The following is a 17,408-nucleotide window of genomic DNA, read 5'->3' as shown; positions in this document are numbered from 1 at the left end:
CCATGAACAACACCATGCATCTGATCTACACGGCAATCACCGAAACGACAGGCGGGCGTCAGAACGGGATCGCCCGCAGCACCGACGGCGTGCTCGACATCAGGCTTTCAGAACCCGGTTCGGCCCGAATCGGCACCAATCCCGAACAGCTCATGGCTGCCGCCTGGTCGGCGAGCTTCGCAAGCTCCATGGCGAAGGTCGCCAGAGAGACCGGAGTGAACCTTCCCGCCAACGTCAAAATTCATGCCGAAGTCGATCTGTCATCGGACGACGATCAATCAATCCTCGGCGTTCGGCTCGCCATTCAACTTCCCGGTTTGGAAAGAGACGTCGCTTCCTCTTTGATCGAAGAGTCGCGGCGGATATGTCCTTTTTCCAGGGCTACACGGGGCAATGTCGAGGTCGTATTCAGGATCGGGTGAGAGCGCGCTGCGGCAGTATTCGTCCTCAATAGCCTCAGCAGTGCGATTGGAGTATAAGGAGCCAGTGGGGACGGCTGGGGCAAAGCCATGAACATAGGCGGCGACGTTAAAGCGGAGGAGTTATCCTTCGGTCCGTTCCGTTTGAGTGTCGGCCAACGGCTTCTCGCGAAGGACGGGGTTCCGATAAACCTCGGGGCGCGTGCACTGGACTTGCTGGTCGCTCTCACCCTCGCTCCCAATGTCATCGTCAGCAAGCAAGACCTGATATCCCGCGTCTGGCCTGATGTCATCGTCGATGAAGGCAGCCTGCGTTTCCACATGACAGGCCTGAGGAAGGCGCTGGGCGACGGTCACGATGGAGCACGGTACATCACCACTATTGCCGGACGGGGCTATTGTTTCGTCGCGCCAATCTCACGATCCGGTCTCCTTCGACAAGTCTCCGCCGAACTCGATTTCCGTTACGCTATTCTGCCGGGCCGACCGGATCGCATGGTCGGCCGAGAGCAGGATGTTCTCGCGCTGACCGAAAAGCTGATGGCCTCGCGAATGGTCACCATTGTCGGCGTCGGCGGTGTCGGAAAGACGACCGTCGCCACGGCAGTTGCGCATCACCTCGCTCCCACATTCAAGGGAGCAGTCCTGTTTGCCGATTATGGCATGTTGAGCGATCCGGCTCTAGTCGCGGCCGGGATCGCGTCGATGCTTGGTTTGTCCGTCAGCTCCAGCGATGTACGTCCCAGTTTGATTGCCTACCTCCGCGACAAGCAAATCATGCTGATACTCGATACCTGCGAGCATCTGATTGATGCCATTGCCGATCTCGTGGCCGCCATTGTCGAAGCCGCCCCTCAGGTCTTTCTGCTGGCAACAAGTCGCGAGGCGTTAAGGATCGAGGCCGAAAGCGTCTACCGGCTAGATACCCTCGCTTTCCCCCCGGATGACCTGGAACTTACGACCGACACGATACTTGCCTTTCCAGCGACTCGGCTGTTCGTCGAACGGGCTGCGGCGAGCGGTGCCAATCTCAATCTCAGCGACCAGGATGCCCGCGTCGTCGCGAGTATTTGCCGAAAACTCGATGGTATGGCGCTTGCGTTAGAACTCGCCGCCAGACGCGTCGAGAGCTATGGCCTCCTTCAGACCGCCAAGCTGCTCGATCAGCATCTGACATTGGGATGGGCGGGATCGCGAAACGCACCGCCGCGACAAAGGACCCTACAGGCGACGCTCGACTGGAGCTTTGGACTTCTAACAGACCTGGAGCGCATGGTGCTCCGGCGGCTTGCCGTTTTTGTCGGCGACTTCACCCTCGACGCCGCGCTGGAGGTCATTTCCACAGCGGACATGGCGCCCTCGGCCATATTCGAGGCACTGGACAATCTGGTCGCCAAGTCTCTGCTCGCAACGCGGCCGGCAGGGGCGACGATGCGCTACCGCTTGCTGGATACGACACGTGCCTACGCGCTCCATGCGCAGACGGACGAGGACCGCGCCGGATTGAATGCGCGTCACGCGACCTATTGTCAGCGTTGGCTGGAGCAATTCGGACCGGATTGGCCGACGCTTTCTACGGGGCCTGAGCGATTACCGTATTTCGTGAGCATCAACAACGTGCGGGCGGCACTGGAATGGGCGTTCGGGGAGCATGGCGATATCGACGTCGGCATCAGGCTTGCGGCTGCTGCTGTACCTGTGTTCCAGGTGATGTCACTTTTCCCGGAGTGCCAGCGATGGTCGAAACGGGCGGTTCTTGCACTGGATGAGGCGTTCAGGGGAGGCGTCGAGGAAATGCACCTACAAGCCGGTCTGGGAATTTCCCGGATGTATCTGCAGGGAGGCCGCGAGACACCGCAGATCGCTCTTGGTCGCGCCCTCCATATTGCCGAGGACCGGGGGAACACGCTCGACCAGTTGCGCATACTAGGTCCGTTGCACATGTTCAGCCTTCGGATAGGAGATTTTAACGCCGCTCTTGATTATGCCCGGCGGTGTTCGGCAATCGCCGCCACTCTTGATGACGCCGCCACTGTCGAACTGGCGCACTTCTTCCTCGGCAATTCGCTGCACTTTACCGGTGATCTTCGCCACGCCCGCACCGAACTCGAAGCGGCTACAAGAAGCGAACATCAGCCACAACGAACACCTGCAAGCTACGTCGGCTTCGAGGGAAAGCATCTCGCTGGCGGAATTCTTGCACGGAACCTTTGGCTACAAGGCTACCCGGAGCAGGCCGACGTCCAAGCGCGACAGGCGATCAGCGATGCCGCTAAGTTGGATCACTCGCTGACACTCTGCATCGCACTGCTTGGAGGCATTGCAGTCTTCCTATGGCGGGGCGACGTGCCGAGTGCCGAGGAACACATTGAATGGCTGGTCTCCCGTGCGGGGCTACACAACCTGTCTCCCTACGTGTCGGTGGCTCGGGGTTTCGAAGGCGAACTGGCCATCCGTCGGGGACAGGTGAAGCTGGGGATCGAGACACTCAGACGATGCATCGAGAAGCTTCATGCATCCACCTACGAGGTGTTCACGACGATGCTGGAGCTGTCCCTTGCAAAAGGACTGGCACTGATCGGAGAGCGCGAGGAAGGGATGGCCCGGATCAACAAGACCATCGAACTTGTCGAGAGGAACGGCGACCTTTGCTATATGCCGGAGCTGCTGCGCGTGAAGGCAGGTTTGCTGTCGATCAATTCCGCAACCGACGCCGAGGCTTGCTTGGTCTCGTCTTTGGAAAGAAGTGCCAGCATGGGTGCACATGCCTGGGAGCTGCGGGCGGCAACCGATCTGGCCGCACTGATGGCCAGCGACGGTAGGTTACGCGAGGCTCGGGTACTGCTGACGCCAGTGTGTGAGAGATTTGAAGAGGGTATGGACACGACAGACGTGATGGCCGCAGACACACTACTACAAAACCTGTCATAACCTCGCGAGTAACTGAAGTGGCTGCTTTTGGTGCACAGGGGGACGGAGACCGTGCCCAAGACGATGTCCGCTTTCAGGAAGCTGCGAAGCCGCCCTCTATGGTCGACATGGGCGCGCAAAGCGGCCTTATCCTTCTAAAGCGAAAAAGTTCGCTTAGGGCCGAAAGCCGCTCCGCTTTTCGTGCTAATGCAACCACCCTTGACGAATGCCCGCGATTGCCTAGTCTGCTGTCATCATCCTCCGGAGCATTTCCATGACGCAGTCTTTGCTCTTCGGCGCTTTTCTGGCGGCGCTCTTCTACGTGCTGATTCCAGGTCCCGCCTTCCTGCAACTGCTCGGCATCGGCGCCGGGCAGGGTCGCAAGGCGGGCGCTTTCTTCATGATGGGGCATCTGGTCGGGGATCTCATCTGGTCGTCGCTGGCGCTGATCGCGATCGTCGGCGCAAAGACGATCGGAACCTTCGTCTTCGACCTGCTCGGCCTTGCCTGCGGTTTCTATCTCGCCTGGATCGGCTGGAGCGCCGTCAATGCCAAGCCGAAAGCGGAGGGGCAGGCGCTTGTTGTGGTCGAGCGGCCGTTTCGCCGTGGTCTGATCTTCGGCGTCACCAATCCGAAGGGTTATCCGGTGGCGCTTGCCACCTTCACCGCACTCGTTGCAGGCTCGGCCGGCGCGCTCGATTTCGAGGCGTTGCCGGTGCTGCTCGTCGTGTCGTTCGTCGGTTTCGTGACGGCCGACATCATCCTGATCGGCATCATCGGCGCCGGTACGGTGCGGCGCTTCTATCGCGCCCATGAGCGGCTGATCGTGCGCTGCTCCGGCGTGCTTTTCATGGGATTTGCCAGGCGCTCTGGCACGCAACGCCCGGCCTGCTCGGCTGGCGCAAGGCCTGACCTGGATTTTCGGCATCATGCCCCGATCAGCCATCCAGGAAATTGACGATCGATTTCAGCGTCTGGACCTCGTCAGCATCGCCGATCGACATGGCGACCTGCAGCTGGTTCTTGTAATAATCGAGGAAATTGAAGCTGGTGCCGTCGGTGACGCTGGAGAGATCGACGATGTTGCCGAGCGGATCGATCGCATGCATCGGCAGCGGTTCGGAGATCGCGGCGTAAGTGTTCTGATCGATCAGGCCGCTGTCGAAACTCTGGCGTGCGTAATTGCGTAGTTCTCCAGGGCTGACCGCGGTGAAATCCGGGCCTTCGCCAACATCGTCTTCGATCTGGAACGAGGCCGGGGCGGGAGCTCTGGTCTCGATTTGAATATCAGAGGTCTTCGAACTTTTTGCGTTATTAGGATTGTTTTTAAAAAGCAAACTCTGAGAAGACCGCACAGAAAAAATTTCCATGGCGCATGTCCCCTTACAAGAAGAACATCGGAAAACTAGCGTCTGTGCGTGATTCGCGTCAATCGTTAACGATTGGTTAATTTTCACGTATCAATTGTTGTCCACCGGATTTGGCAGGCGCCCGCCGGATTTGCGAGGCGAGGCAAAAGGTCCTTCCCGGCAACATACCAATTCTACGACGGCTCTCCTATATTGCCGATTCACTTGCATGCCAAAAAGGAATTCTCCGATGTCCTCTTCCCATGATTTCAATCCAGCGCTGGTGACCTGGGACGGTCTTCACGGTCTGCCGCGTTTCGATGCCTTGAACGACGGCGATTTCGCCGCGGCCTTCGAAGCCGCACTTGCCGCGCATGAAAGGGAGATCGACGAGATTGCCGGAAACGGCGATGCGCCGACATTCGACAATACGGTCGTGGCGCTGGAGATTGCCGGAGACGCACTGTCGCGCGTTTCGTCGCTATTCTGGAACAAGGCGGACGCGCATACCAATGATGTGATCCAGGCGCTGGAGCGGGAGATCTCGCCGAAGATGTCGCGCCACTATTCGAAGATCGGGATGAATGCAGCGCTTTTTGCCCGCATCGACACGCTCTGGGAGAGCCGCGACAGCCTGGGCCTGACGCTCGAACAGACACGGGTGCTGGAACGCCACTGGAAAGGCTTCGTCAAATCGGGCGCCAAGCTTGAGAAGGCCGAGCAGGAAAAACTCGCCACGATCAATGAAAAGCTTGCCGGCCTCGGGACGCAATTCGGCCAGAACGTGCTGGCCGACGAAAAGGCCTGGGCACTTGTGCTTTCCGATGGCGCCGAGCTCGAGGGCCTGCCGGAATTCCTGCGCGACGCGATGGCGGGGGCAGCGCGCGAACGCGGCGAGGAGGGCAAATATGCGGTGACGCTGTCACGCTCGATCATCGAGCCGTTCCTCACCTTTTCGGAGCGCCGTGATCTACGCGAGCAGGCTTTCAAGGCGTGGGTGGCGCGCGGTGAAAATGATGGTGAGACGGACAATCGCGCCGTCATCAGGGAAACGCTGGCGCTGCGCCATCAGGTGGCGACGCTGCTGGGCTACGGCAATTTCGCCGAGCTGAAGCTCGACAATACGATGGCGAAGACGGCGGAGGCCGTAAACGGCTTGTTGCGGGCTGTCTGGGCGCGAGCGGTGAAACGCGCCGGCGAGGAGGAGATCGATATCGCGGCAATGATTGCCGAGGAGGGCCGGAACCACGAGGTCATGCCCTGGGACTGGCGCCACTATGCCGAAAAGATCCGGGCGCGGAAGTTCGACTTCTCCGAGACCGAACTCAAGCCTTATCTGCAGCTCGAGAAGATCATCGAAGCCTGCTTCGACGTGGCCGGCCGGCTGTTCGGCATCCGGGCCGTCGAGAAGAAGGGCGTGGCCGCCTATCACCCTGACGTTAGGGTGTTCGAAATCAGGGACCGCGAGGACAAGCTCGTCGCCCTCTTCCTCGGCGATTATTTCGCCCGCAGTTCGAAACGCTCAGGCGCCTGGATGAGCTCGCTGCAATCGCAGCACAGGCTGGAGCTGAAGAACGGTCGCCATGGCGAATTGCCGATCATCTATAATGTCTGCAACTTCGCCAAGCCCGCGGAAGGCAAGCCGGCGCTGCTGTCGCTCGACGATGCCCGCACGCTGTTCCATGAATTCGGCCATGCGCTGCACGGCATGCTTTCGAACGTCACCTATCCCTCGGTTGCGGGCACCGGCGTCTCTCGCGATTTCGTCGAGTTGCCGTCGCAGCTCTATGAGCACTGGTTGACGGTGCCCGCTATCCTGAAGCGTTACGCCGTGCATGTCGAAACCGGCGAGCCGATGCCGCAGGCCCTGCTCGACAAGGTGCTTGCCGCCCGGACCTTCAATGCCGGCTTCAATACCGTCGAGTTCACCTCGTCGGCGCTGGTCGACATGGCGTTTCACACGAGAACGGCCGTCGAGGACCCGATGGCGGTGCAGGCCGAGGTACTGGCCGAGATCGGCATGCCGAAGTCGATCGTCATGCGCCATGCGACGCCGCACTTCCAGCACATCTTTTCGGGAGGCTATTCGGCCGGCTATTACTCCTACATGTGGTCGGAGGTGCTCGACGCCGACGCCTTTGCCGCCTTCGAGGAGACGGGAGACGCCTTCAACGGCGAGATGGCGCGCAAGCTCAAGGACAATATCTATTCCGTCGGCGGTTCGGTCGATCCGGAAGACGCCTACAAGGCCTTCCGCGGCAAGCTGCCGAGCCCGGATGCGATGCTTGTCAAAAAGGGACTTTCGACCTTCGAGGAATTGACAGGCAGCGACGCCTAAGACAATTTGATGACACGCTATGATGCGGCGGGGCGACAGCCTTGCCGCAGCTTTTGCGCGTTCCCCCCTTTCGCAAACGCAAAAAAAACTGTATGGACGCCCCAAACTAATAGGCGCGTCCTCTAGAGCGTGCGCCCCAGCCTCAGAGATTTCACATATGTCACTTCGCAATATCGCGATCATCGCGCACGTTGACCATGGCAAAACGACCCTGGTGGATGAGCTTCTCAAGCAGTCCGGCTCGTTCCGCGAAAATCAGCGTGTCGCTGAACGCGTGATGGACTCGAACGATCTCGAAAAAGAACGCGGCATCACCATTCTCGCCAAGGCGACCTCGGTGGAATGGAAGGGTGTCCGCATCAACATCGTCGACACCCCTGGCCACGCCGACTTTGGTGGTGAAGTCGAGCGCATTCTCTCAATGGTGGATGGCGCGATCGTTCTCGTCGACTCCTCTGAAGGCCCGATGCCGCAGACGAAGTTCGTTGTCTCCAAGGCGTTGAAGGTCGGTCTTCGTCCGATCGTCGCGATCAACAAGATCGACCGTCCGGATGGCCGCCACGAAGAAGTCATCAACGAAGTCTTCGATCTTTTCGCCAATCTCGACGCGACCGACGAGCAGCTCGACTTCCCGATCCTCTACGGTTCCGGCCGCGACGGCTGGATGAACGTCAATCCGGAAGGTCCGAAGGATCAGGGTCTTACGCCGCTTCTCGACCTGGTGCTCAAGCATGTTCCGGAGCCGACCGTCCACGAAGGTCCGTTCACGATGATCGGCACGATCCTCGAAGCCAACCCCTTCCTCGGCCGCATCATCACCGGTCGTATCAATTCCGGTTCCATCAAGCCGAACCAGGCCGTGAAGGTTCTCCACGCCGACGGCAAGACGATCGAAACCGGCCGTATTTCCAAGATCCTCGCTTTCCGCGGCATCGAGCGCACGGCAATCGACGAAGCGCATCAGGGCGACATTATCGCGATCGCCGGTCTTTCCAAGGGCACGGTCGCCGACACCTTCTGCGATCCTTCGATCACAATACCGTTGCCGGCGCAGCCGATCGATCCGCCGACCGTCACCATGTCCTTCATCGTCAACGATAGCCCGCTGGCCGGCACCGAAGGCGACAAGGTGACTTCACGCGTCATCCGCGACCGTCTCTTCAAGGAAGCGGAAGGCAACGTCGCCCTGAAGATCGAAGAAGCCGAAGGCAAGGATTCGTTCTACGTGTCAGGCCGCGGCGAACTTCAGCTCGCCGTTCTCATCGAAACCATGCGTCGCGAAGGCTTCGAGCTTGCCGTGTCGCGTCCGCGCGTCGTGATGCACAAGGATGAAAACGGCCAGCTTCTTGAGCCGGTCGAAGAAGTCGTCGTCGACGTCGACGAAGAACATTCCGGTGTCGTCGTGCAGAAGATGTCCGAGCGCAAGGCTGAAATGGTCGAGCTGCGTCCGTCGGGCGGCAACCGCCTTCGCCTGCGTTTCTACGCACCGACCCGTGGCCTGATCGGCTACCAGTCGGAGCTGCTGACGGATACGCGCGGCACGGCGATCATGAACCGCCTGTTCCACGACTATCAGCCCTACAAGGGTGTGATCGGTGGCCGCGTCAACGGCGTGCTGCTCGCCAACGCTCCCGGCGAAGCCGTCGCCTATGCGATGTTCAACTTGGAGGATCGCGGCCCGATGATCATCGAGCCGGGCGAAAAGGTCTATGCCGGCATGATCATCGGCATTCATTCGCGCGACAACGACCTTGAAGTCAACGTCCTGAAGGGCAAGCAGCTCACCAACATCCGCGCCGCCGGCAAGGACGAAGCTGTGAAGCTGACGCCGCCGATCCGCATGACGCTTGATCGCGCGCTCTCCTGGATCCAGGATGACGAGCTGATGGAAGTGACACCGAAGAATATTCGTCTGCGCAAGATGTATCTCGACGCAAACGATCGCAAGCGTTTCGAAAAGACGAAGGCGGCGCTCTGAGCGCCATTCAAAGTGCTGCAGCGTCTTGGGTCTCTCGAAAAGAGGCGCGGCGCTGGAGAGAAATCCTTCAAAACCCCGGCCTTCGCGCCGGGGTTTTTTATTGTGCGCCGCGTCGATTCCGTCTTGTGACAATCGTTAAAAAAGCGTTAACTTTTGATCGTCGTCCACATATCAAGTCTGTGGGCAAGCGATCACAATGCCTCTGTGCATATGGTTAGTTGCCTTCGGCGGGACCAGAGTAAACGTTATGAAGACGTTGTCGATCGATGTCCGGCGGGCCGAGCCGCAAGATGCCCGAGCCATATCGGAAACACACAGGCTTGCCTGGCAACACACTTATGCGGGCATCATTCCGCATCGCGCGCTGACGCAGATGATCGAGCGGCGCGGCGAAAGCTGGTGGCGCAAGGCGACGCGCGGACCGGCGACGCTGCTGGTTCTCGATGTTGCCGGGACAGTCGCCGGCTACGCGACGCTCGGCCTCAACCGGGCCCGCGCCCTGCCGCAGGAAGGCGAGATTTACGAGCTCTATCTTCGGCCTGAGTATCAGGGCATCGGTCTTGGCAGGATGCTGTTCGGCGAGGCGCGCCGTCTCTTGAAGTCACTCGGCTGCAACGGGCTGGTCGTCTGGTGCCTCGAGGATAACGAGACCGCCAGCCACTTCTACCGCAATCATGGCGGTGTCGATTTCTGCGAAGGCATGGAAAGTTTCGACCACAGGCAATTGAAGAAGATCGGCTTCATCTGGAGCTGAACGGCCATTCAAAGTGCCACAGTGTCCTTCGCGTCTGAAAAGACGCGCGGAGTCGGCGGTCGCCTATCTCCTATTAGAAACTTTTGATGTGAATGTGGCCCGGTGCAGTCAAGCATTGGTGCTGTGCCATGTTGCGTTGCCACATGAAACTGATTATCTGGCTGCCAGCACATTCAACCTCGCGGGAGCTTCTTATGCGCATCGACGCCATTGCAATCGGTAATAACCCACCTGAGGACGTCAACGTTATCGTCGAGGTTCCGGTCGGCGGTCATCCCATCAAGTATGAGATGGACAAGGAAGCCGGCACGCTGGTGGTCGACCGTTTCCTCTATACGCCGATGACCTATCCGGGCAATTATGGTTTCGTGCCGCACACGCTGTCGGAAGACGGCGACCCGATCGACGTCCTGATCGCCAGCACTCGTCCGCTGGTTCCCGGCTGCGTCATCAATGTGCGCCCGATCGGCGTCCTGAAGATGGAAGACAATTCCGGCAAGGATGAGAAGATCATCGCCGTGCCGTCGCCGAAGCTGACGCTGCGCTATGAGAAGGTGAAGGACTACACCGATCTTCCCGAGATCACGCTGAAGCAGATCGAGCATTTCTTCGAGCACTACAAGGATCTGGAACCCGGCAAGTGGGTGAAGATCTTCGGTTGGGGCGACTCCAAGGAAGCAGGCGAACTCATCCTCGAAGCCGTCGAGCGCGCCAAGAAGAAAGGCTGATCGCTCAGCCTAAAAATATCTCGAGCTTTTTTACCAAATCCTCCGGATCGCCGTCGATCCGGAGGATTTTTTTGCGTGCCGTGTCGCCGGAGATAAGGCTGACGCTGGATTTGGGGATGCGGAGCGACTGGGCGATCAGCAGGATGAGGGCCTTGTTGGCCTTGCCTTTCTCGGGCACGGCAGTGACGCGTGCCTTCAGGAACGCTTCACCCTCGCCGTCGGCCTCGATGCCGTCGAGAGCGTCACGCCCGCCATTCGGCGTCAGCCGGACGGCGAGGCGAAGATGGTCATCGAAAAGGCTCCAGGGACGGCTCAAGCGACCAGCGGGTACAGCGTGGTCCAAAGCAGGGTGCGCAGGAAGAAGATGATCAGCAGCAGGATGATCGGCGAAATGTCGATACCGCCAAGGTTCGGCAGCAAGCGGCGGATCGGCTTCAGCACCGGTTCGGTGACATTATAGAGGAATGTGCCGACCGAATTGACGAACTGATTGCTGGAATTGATAACATTGAAGGCATAGAGCCAGGAAAAAATGGCACTGCCAATCAGGATCCAGGTGTAAATATTCAAAGCCAAATCAATGGTTTGAAACAGCGCAAACATCATCGTCTCCAATTCGTTGTTGACAGACATGTAGACATTGGCGACTAAACGAGCAAGTGCCGTGTGGAAACGCACGGTGAATCATGTTTAACGGGCGGCTTTGCCGCTATTCCGGCGCCCGTCTCCTCGGAAAACCTCCATGTCGTTTTCGCCCACCGGAGACCGTTTTGCCGCGTTCCGGCACTCGTCCTATACGCGGTTCTTCTTCGCGCGCTTCCTGCTTTCCTTCTCGCAGCAGATCGTCAGCGTCGCCGTCGGCTGGCAGATGTACGACCAGACGGGCAGCGCGATCTATCTCGGTTTGATTGGTCTCGTGCAGTTCCTGCCGTCGCTGCTGCTCATCCTCGTCACCGGTTCGGTAGCCGATCGGTACAATCGCCGGGCGATCGCCGCCCTCTGCTCGCTGGTGAGCGCGCTCTGTACGCTGGCACTGCTGGTTATGACTTTAATGGGAAGCTTTACGCCGCTGCCTGTCTTCGCGGTGCTTTTGATCTTCGGCATCGAGCGCGCCTTCATGTCGCCGGCGGTACAGTCGCTGGCGCCCAATCTGGTGCCGGAGGAGGCACTCTCCAATGCGATCGCCTGGAATTCGTCGTCCTGGCAGCTCGCGGCAATCACCGGACCGGTGCTCGGTGGCCTGCTCTATGGTGTCAGCGCGCCGACTGCCTATACGGTGGCGGTGATCTTTTCGGTGCTCGGTGCGGCCCTTCTCTACATGATCCCGAAACCGGTGCAGAAGACGACCGGCGAGACCAAGAGCTGGGCGATGATCCTCGGCGGCTTCAGTTTCATCCGTGCCGAAAAGGTGGTGCTCGGGGCGATCTCGCTCGATCTGTTCGCCGTGCTGCTCGGCGGGGCCACGGCGCTGATGCCGATTTTTGCGCGCGATATCCTCACCCTCGGTCCCTGGGGCCTCGGACTGCTGCGCGCCGCACCCGGACTTGGCGCCATCGTCATGGCGATCTTCCTGGCCGCCTATCCGCTCAGACATCGCGCCGGCATCTACATGTTTATCGGCGTCGCCCTGTTCGGCGTCGGAACGATCATCTTCGGCATCTCGACCAACACCGAGGTCTCGATCGCGGCGCTAGCGCTAATGGGGGCGGCTGACATGGTATCGGTCTATGTGCGCGAGAGCCTGATTGCGCTCTGGACGCCGGATCAGCTGCGCGGCCGCGTCAATGCGGTCAACATGGTCTTCGTCGGCGCTTCGAACGAGCTTGGGGAATTCAGGGCGGGCACGATGGCGGCGCTCTTCGGCGCTGTGCCGGCGGTCGTCATCGGCGGAATCGGGACGCTTGTCGTGGCGGCGATCTGGGCGTCGAGTTTCCCCAAACTGCGCGGGATCGATACGCTCGACGCGCCCAGCGCATCGTCGAAATCGATTTAAAGAAGGTTAGGCGCGAAGAGCGATAGAAGACGTCGCCTTCGCCGTCTTTCCCTCGAAGACGATATCGAGGAATTCGGTCAGCCAGGCTTTCAGCGGCGCGTCGAACAGCATCCGGCCTTCGAGATGTTCGCGGCCCTGCTGGGCATTCGGCAGGATGAAGCGATGGGCGCCATGCACGACCCAGCGATGCATCATCACCCGAGTCAATTCGGCATGGAACTGCAGGCCCCAGGCGTTGCCGTCGTAGCGGAAGGCCTGGTTCGGATAGGCATCGCCTTCGGCCAAGAGGTCGGCGCCACGCGGCAGCTCGAAGCCCTCGCGGTGGAAATGATAGACCATCTTCGGCCAGTGCATCAGCAGGCGACCCTTCTCGGTCGGGTGCAGCGGATACCAGCCGATCTCCGTCGAGCCGTCGGCATTCGACTGCACCTTGCCGCCGAGATGATGCACCAGCATCTGCGCGCCGAGGCAGATACCGAGATAGGGACGTTTTTCCCGAAGCGGAACGTCGATCCAGTCGATTTCCTTCTTGATGAAGTCATCGGGATCGTTGGCGCTCATCGGCCCTCCGAAGACGACGGCGCCGGCATGGTCTTCAAGTGTTGTCGGAAGCGGCTGGCCCAGAACCGGGCGACGGATATCGAGGCGGTAGCCCTTTTCGACGAGCAATTGGCCGACACGGCCAGGGCTCGACCGCTCCTGATGCAGGACGATGAGGATCGGGCGCCCGTCGCGGTTCAGGTTTTGCTCAGTCGGTATCATCTTGCGCAACCTGGACATCTGTCACCCTGGCGGCGGCCTCCTGCCGCTTCTGGATGCGCTCGCGCGAGGAGACGCCGAGCAGATCGGCGATACGCCAGATCACATGGTCTTCCATCTCGCTGCGTTCACCATCGGCATAGACGATGTCCCAGAGGACGCCGATCAGCTCGAGGCGTTGCTCGGTATTGAGATGGCGTTTCAGGTCGGCGGTGAAGCGATAATAGTCGACGGCGGAGCTTTCGGCCTCAAGGCCGGCGGCTATCAGAGCATCGAGCTGCTTGCCGTCGAGTGCATACTGCTCCTTCAGAAGCTTGCGCAGCCGCTTCTTTTCGCTGGCTTTGATCTGACCGTCAGCCTCCATGACCTGCATGCAGAGCGCTGCCACTGCGATGCGGGGATCATCAGGGGCAAAACCTTTCTTCGGGTGGTCGGCGGTGAGATTCTGGAAGAATGCCTGAAAGCGTTCGAACATGCGGTTTTCGTTCCATTTCAAAAAAGGCGGAGCCGTGTCTTGGGTTCCGGTTCCACCCTGGGATCGCGAACGCCGGGATCATCCGGCAGTCCGCCAAAGAAAGGTTTTGCCTCGCTCGGTGCGGGCGCCTTATCGCTTACGGCCGGTTCGACGGGTTTCGGTTTTGCCGATGTCGGTGCTGGTGCTGGTGCCGGTGCTGGTGTGGGGCGCACAGCCTCGGCAATCGTCGCGGCGCGTTCCAGCTCAATGATGCGATGGTCGTTAACCGGGCTTTCCGGCCTGACGTCACGCAGCGGCGGCAACGTCTTCAAAGCCGTTTCGATCGAGGCCGGCGCCGAACCGTCTTCGAGCGCACCCTCGATCTGGCCGAAGGGCGCCTTCCACTCGAAGGCATCGAGACGGCCGGTCACCGGCGATACCGGCAGCCACTTGTCGGACACGAAGCCGTCTGCAACCCAGGCCGGATCGCGCGGCGCCTTGAGCGCCTGGGCCAGCCAATGGCGCACGCGACCCTGGTCTCCGGTTTCGGCTTCTTCGATGTCGGCCAGCAGCAGGTAGGCGGCTTCACGCGGCTGCATGCGGGCCGCCGCTTCCGCCTTGGCGCGCGCCTTGGCGAATTCCTGCGCGTCGAGGGCTGCCTGGGCGACGACGAGAAGAGATTCGACGTTGTTCGGGCGCTGCCCTTCCAGCCGCTCAGCGCGCTTCAGCCGGTCGAGCGTGGAATCTCCGCTGCGGGCCCTCACATAGGCTTGTCCGATCTCAGGATGAGGTGCGGATTTCCATGCCTGTTCGAGGATCGAGGCGGCCTTGCGCACGCCGCCTTCGCGAAACAGCGCTTTTGCGGCAATGAGGGCCGCCGGAATGAAATCGGCGGCAAGCTTCAGCGCCTGCAGCGCATCGTCGCGGGCACCCGTCGGGTTGCTTTCCAGCTTCTCGCCGGCGCGCGCCGTCAGAAGGACGGCGTGCAGGCGGTTGGCTTCGGCCTTTTCGACGACGCGGGCAGCCTTTTGCTGTTCGAGCAGGCGGATCGCATCGTCCCAGCGGCCGGCCTGGCTGCGATATTCGAGCGTCGCCTGTGCGGCCCAGGGCAGATATGGCGCGTTGTCGGCCGCCTTTTCGGCATATTGGCGGGCGGCCTCGTTGGCCCCGAGACGGCGGGCTTCCAGATAGAGGCCGCGCAGACCGAGTTCGCGCGTCTCGGGATCGTTGGCCATGGCCTCGAACTTGGCGCGCGCCTCGTCATGGCGACCTTCGATCAGGGCGGCCTGGGCCTCGAGCAGGTTGATCAGCGGTTCCTGATCGGCGCGGATCAGGCCGCGCGAGCGGGCCGCCATCTTGCGGGCGAGCAGCGCATTGCCGGCGCCGGCAGCAATCAGGCCGGTCGACAGCGCCTGATAACCGCGGTCCCGCTTGCGGGCGCGGAAATAACGCGTCACCGAATGCGGCGAGGTCCAGACGAGACGGACGAACCACCAGGCGATCATGACGGCGGCGACGAGGGCGATGATCGCGCTGGCGGCGACGATCAGCTTCGTCTGGTAGATCCGGCCTTCCCAGATCAGCGAGAGGTCGCCGGGACGATCGGCGAGCCAGGAGAAGCCATAGGCAAGAAGCAGCACGAAGAGGGCGAAGACGACAAGGCGGATCAGCATGGCCTCATCCCTCCTTGCCGGTGCCGGAGACCGCTTTCGACAGCGCCCCGCCGACCAGTTCCTCGACGCGGATGCGCGCTTCGAGCGTTTGCTTGAAGGCGGCGGAGGCCTGCTTGCCGAGAGCCGGCAGGTTGTTCCATTCGGCGGAAGCGCCGGGCAGGTCGCCGTTCTTCACCTTCTCCTCCATGCGGGCGGCGATGGCTTCGACGCTTTCACCCTCGATATTGCCGACGGGACGGACGCTCACCAGCGACTTGGCACTCGACATCAGCCGGTCCGACCAGCTTTGATTCGGATCCGGCTGGTTGACGGCTTCGACGATCGCGGTGGCGACATCGGGAACCTCGCCCACCAGCTCGGTGCGTGAGGGAATGCCGGTTTCGGCAAAGGCTCTAAGGTCGGCGACGGCTGGATCGTCGGGTGCGACACCGGCGAAAGTGTCGAGTTCGGCCAGGAACGGGCCACCGTGATCGATCGCCGCCTTCAGGGCGGCAGCCGCGATAGCCCGGGCAACGGCGACGTCCTCGCGCGGCTCGTTCAGCTTCTTTTCGGCCTCTTCGAGGCGCTTGGCGATATCGGCGCCGTTCGTCGTCTGCTGCTCGGATGACTGGGTAAGCGTAGAGCGCAGTTGGTCGACCTGACCGGTCAGCTCCGCAATCTTCTGGTTGAGTGCCTCGACATTTGCCGAATCGGCCGGTGCGCCGGCTGCGGGAGCTTTTGCAGCCGTTTCCAGCGCAGCGACGCGTTTCGCAAGCTCGCCGTTATCTGTGCTCGCCGGATTGGCGGCAAGGTTGGCGACGGACTGCTTCAGGCCGTCGATCTCACCGGCAAGATTGGCCGTCTCCGGCGAGGTCGTCTGCGGTGCGGAGGAGCCTGGGAGGTAACCGGCATACTGGATGGCGCCGGCGCCAAGCAACGCCACGAGGCCGCCGAAGATGCCCGCAGCAATGAGACCGGAGGTGCCGGCGCTCTTTGGCTCAGGCTGTTCGGGAGGAGGGGTAAAGGACGGTTCTGGGGCTGCCGGTTCCTCCTCCGGGGCCTCCATCACAGGCTTCTCTTCATATTCGGCATGCGACGCAGTCTCGGTTTCGGGCGGCAGGCCGACATCGGCGGCAGCGGTGCTGTCGGCGTCGGCAGTTTCATTGTTCACCGGTTTTTCGGTATCGGCCGCAGCGGCGAATTCCTGTGCATCGAGGTCGATCGTGACCGGTTCGTCGGCGCTCTTCGAATGGCGTGGCGGGTTTCCCGATACCATGAGGTCCTCTTTATCCTGCATTGCAACGAAACTAGACAGTGATGCCAGTTAAGGGAAGAGGTTAGATCAAATTTGGGCGGTTAGAGCCTTCAAAGCAGCGACAGAAGACTTTTCTCATCCGCCATCGGTGAAATCTCGACGCTTTTTTTCAAAGCCGCCGGAATGGCCTCCGCAACGGCCTCGCTAAGGCAGAGAATGCGGATTCCGCTGTGTTCCGGCACGGCTGATCGCAGTTCCGGCACGCGAAAGAAATCCTCGGCCGTCTGCCGGGAATAGAAGAGAATGGCGTCAGGACGAGACCTTGAGAAAATCGCTTCGATCTCGGGCTGGCCGGGAACGATCGGCTGCATGCGATAGCATTCGGCGATAGAAAAGCGGATGCCGAGTTCGCGCAATCCTGCTTCGAAAGTTTCGGCGCGCGGCATGCCGGCAAGATAAAGCAACCCGTCCGCTCCCTGCGTCGCGACGAGATCGGCGAGATCGCGGCCATTGCCTTGGGATGAGGTGACCGATCGGAAGCCGAGGCTGCGCGCTTCTTCCGCCGTCGTTTCGCCGACCGCAAAAAGCGGACGGGCGAGATGCGGGTGAAGTTGCTCGCCGAGCGCGGAGAGGACCCTGATGGCTTCGGCACTGGTCACCGCGATTGCGCTGCCGGTGGCTGCAAGTGCGCCTGCGGCTGCGGCGCTGTCGTGCAGCGGCTGACGCAGCGGCAGCAGCAAGGGCTCATGGCCCAAATCGCGCAAACGTTGTGCTGTTCGCTCGGCCGAATGCGCGGGGCGGGTGACGAGCACACGCATG

15 protein-coding genes and 1 pseudogene are annotated in these 17,408 nt (G+C 60.8%); 8 read left to right on the top strand and 8 right to left on the bottom strand.

Annotated features, from left to right (window positions below; translation table 11 throughout):
- Nucleotides 1-2: 2 nt before the first annotated feature.
- From AC2444_RS20410 to AC2444_RS20400, 3 genes and pseudogenes are all read left to right on the top strand, one after another.
- The gene (locus AC2444_RS20410) at nt 3-422 is read left to right on the top strand and encodes an Ohr family peroxiredoxin (RefSeq protein WP_012759336.1); all 420 of its coding nucleotides are present in this window, start codon (nt 3-5) and stop codon (nt 420-422) included.
- Between the two features lie 87 nt (nt 423-509).
- A complete protein-coding gene (locus AC2444_RS20405) occupies nt 510-3,350 on the top strand; it encodes an ATP-binding protein (protein ID WP_012759335.1) in 2,841 nt (946 codons plus the stop codon).
- A gap of 253 nt (nt 3,351-3,603) precedes the next feature.
- Nucleotides 3,604-4,241: pseudogene (locus AC2444_RS20400) on the top strand (LysE family translocator).
- 26 nt (nt 4,242-4,267) lie between these two features.
- Here the strand turns inward: AC2444_RS20400 and AC2444_RS20395 are convergent.
- Nucleotides 4,268-4,699, bottom strand: coding sequence for a hypothetical protein (locus AC2444_RS20395; protein ID WP_012759333.1), 432 nt, complete (start codon nt 4,697-4,699; stop codon nt 4,268-4,270).
- A gap of 229 nt (nt 4,700-4,928) precedes the next feature.
- Between AC2444_RS20395 and AC2444_RS20390 the strand changes: the two genes are divergently transcribed.
- From AC2444_RS20390 to ppa, 4 genes are all read left to right on the top strand, one after another.
- Complete coding sequence (locus AC2444_RS20390) at nt 4,929-7,016, top strand: M3 family metallopeptidase (protein ID WP_128448899.1); 2,088 nt, start codon at nt 4,929-4,931, stop codon at nt 7,014-7,016.
- Between the two features lie 157 nt (nt 7,017-7,173).
- A complete protein-coding gene (gene typA, locus AC2444_RS20385) occupies nt 7,174-8,994 on the top strand; it encodes a translational GTPase TypA (protein WP_012759331.1) in 1,821 nt (606 codons plus the stop codon).
- Between the two features lie 247 nt (nt 8,995-9,241).
- Nucleotides 9,242-9,748 (top strand): GNAT family N-acetyltransferase, encoded by a 507-nt coding sequence (locus tag AC2444_RS20380; protein ID WP_003543622.1) that lies wholly within the window; start codon nt 9,242-9,244, stop codon nt 9,746-9,748.
- Nucleotides 9,749-9,942: 194 nt separating this feature from the next.
- On the top strand, nt 9,943-10,476 hold the full coding sequence (gene ppa, locus AC2444_RS20375) for an inorganic diphosphatase (protein ID WP_012759330.1): 534 nt from the start codon (nt 9,943-9,945) through the stop codon (nt 10,474-10,476).
- Nucleotides 10,477-10,480: 4 nt separating this feature from the next.
- On the opposite strand, the gene AC2444_RS20370 is transcribed toward ppa, so the two are convergent.
- Together AC2444_RS20370 and AC2444_RS20365 are read right to left on the bottom strand one after the other, a co-directional pair.
- Nucleotides 10,481-10,792: a DUF167 domain-containing protein gene (locus AC2444_RS20370; RefSeq protein ID WP_012759329.1), complete on the bottom strand. Its 312-nt coding sequence runs from the start codon at nt 10,790-10,792 to the stop codon at nt 10,481-10,483.
- Nucleotides 10,789-11,079 (bottom strand): YggT family protein, encoded by a 291-nt coding sequence (locus AC2444_RS20365; RefSeq protein ID WP_012759328.1) that lies wholly within the window; start codon nt 11,077-11,079, stop codon nt 10,789-10,791. Before AC2444_RS20365 ends, AC2444_RS20370 begins: the two co-directional genes overlap by 4 nt.
- A 139-nt stretch (nt 11,080-11,218) precedes the next feature.
- Between AC2444_RS20365 and AC2444_RS20360 the strand changes: the two genes are divergently transcribed.
- A complete protein-coding gene (locus AC2444_RS20360; RefSeq protein ID WP_012759327.1) occupies nt 11,219-12,469 on the top strand; it encodes an MFS transporter in 1,251 nt (416 codons plus the stop codon).
- A gap of 6 nt (nt 12,470-12,475) precedes the next feature.
- Here the strand turns inward: AC2444_RS20360 and AC2444_RS20355 are convergent, their stop codons facing one another.
- The 5 genes from AC2444_RS20355 to AC2444_RS20335 all read right to left on the bottom strand — a co-directional run bounded on the left by AC2444_RS20355 (nt 12,476) and on the right by AC2444_RS20335 (nt 17,407).
- Nucleotides 12,476-13,249, bottom strand: a complete 774-nt coding sequence (locus tag AC2444_RS20355; protein WP_041935588.1) for a glutamine amidotransferase — start codon at nt 13,247-13,249, stop codon at nt 12,476-12,478.
- Nucleotides 13,218-13,703: a tellurite resistance TerB family protein gene (locus tag AC2444_RS20350; RefSeq protein ID WP_012759325.1), complete on the bottom strand. Its 486-nt coding sequence runs from the start codon at nt 13,701-13,703 to the stop codon at nt 13,218-13,220. Before AC2444_RS20350 ends, AC2444_RS20355 begins: the two co-directional genes overlap by 32 nt.
- Nucleotides 13,704-13,720: 17 nt before the next feature.
- Nucleotides 13,721-15,355 carry a heme biosynthesis protein HemY gene (locus AC2444_RS20345; protein ID WP_012759324.1) on the bottom strand — a complete coding sequence of 545 codons (1,635 nt, stop codon included), beginning with the start codon at nt 15,353-15,355 and terminating at the stop codon, nt 13,721-13,723.
- A 4-nt stretch (nt 15,356-15,359) separates the two neighbouring features.
- Complete coding sequence (locus AC2444_RS20340) at nt 15,360-16,631, bottom strand: COG4223 family protein (RefSeq protein ID WP_171815703.1); 1,272 nt, start codon at nt 16,629-16,631, stop codon at nt 15,360-15,362.
- Nucleotides 16,632-16,699: 68 nt separating this feature from the next.
- Nucleotides 16,700-17,407 carry a uroporphyrinogen-III synthase gene (locus AC2444_RS20335; protein WP_012759322.1) on the bottom strand — a complete coding sequence of 236 codons (708 nt, stop codon included), beginning with the start codon at nt 17,405-17,407 and terminating at the stop codon, nt 16,700-16,702.
- Between the last annotated feature and the right edge of the window lies 1 nt (nt 17,408).

The organism is Rhizobium sp. WSM1328, from assembly GCF_057653715.1.
The sequence above is the reverse complement of the archived record's forward strand: the minus strand, read 5'-3'. Positions and strand labels throughout refer to the sequence as shown.

What these genes read in the sequence shown, in the direction of transcription:
- AC2444_RS20410 (WP_012759336.1), top strand. Translation starts at nt 3, where the DNA reads ATGAACAACACCATGCATCTGATCTACACGGCAATCACCGAAACGACA.
- AC2444_RS20405 (WP_012759335.1), top strand. Translation starts at nt 510, where the DNA reads ATGAACATAGGCGGCGACGTTAAAGCGGAGGAGTTATCCTTCGGTCCG.
- AC2444_RS20395 (WP_012759333.1), bottom strand. Translation starts at nt 4,699, where the DNA reads ATGGAAATTTTTTCTGTGCGGTCTTCTCAGAGTTTGCTTTTTAAAAAC.
- AC2444_RS20390 (WP_128448899.1), top strand. Translation starts at nt 4,929, where the DNA reads ATGTCCTCTTCCCATGATTTCAATCCAGCGCTGGTGACCTGGGACGGT.
- typA (WP_012759331.1), top strand. Translation starts at nt 7,174, where the DNA reads ATGTCACTTCGCAATATCGCGATCATCGCGCACGTTGACCATGGCAAA.
- AC2444_RS20380 (WP_003543622.1), top strand. Translation starts at nt 9,242, where the DNA reads ATGAAGACGTTGTCGATCGATGTCCGGCGGGCCGAGCCGCAAGATGCC.
- ppa (WP_012759330.1), top strand. Translation starts at nt 9,943, where the DNA reads ATGCGCATCGACGCCATTGCAATCGGTAATAACCCACCTGAGGACGTC.
- AC2444_RS20365 (WP_012759328.1), bottom strand. Translation starts at nt 11,079, where the DNA reads ATGTTTGCGCTGTTTCAAACCATTGATTTGGCTTTGAATATTTACACC.
- AC2444_RS20360 (WP_012759327.1), top strand. Translation starts at nt 11,219, where the DNA reads ATGTCGTTTTCGCCCACCGGAGACCGTTTTGCCGCGTTCCGGCACTCG.
- AC2444_RS20355 (WP_041935588.1), bottom strand. Translation starts at nt 13,249, where the DNA reads ATGTCCAGGTTGCGCAAGATGATACCGACTGAGCAAAACCTGAACCGC.
- AC2444_RS20350 (WP_012759325.1), bottom strand. Translation starts at nt 13,703, where the DNA reads ATGTTCGAACGCTTTCAGGCATTCTTCCAGAATCTCACCGCCGACCAC.
- AC2444_RS20345 (WP_012759324.1), bottom strand. Translation starts at nt 15,355, where the DNA reads ATGCTGATCCGCCTTGTCGTCTTCGCCCTCTTCGTGCTGCTTCTTGCC.
- AC2444_RS20340 (WP_171815703.1), bottom strand. Translation starts at nt 16,631, where the DNA reads ATGCAGGATAAAGAGGACCTCATGGTATCGGGAAACCCGCCACGCCAT.
- AC2444_RS20335 (WP_012759322.1), bottom strand. Translation starts at nt 17,407, where the DNA reads ATGCGTGTGCTCGTCACCCGCCCCGCGCATTCGGCCGAGCGAACAGCA.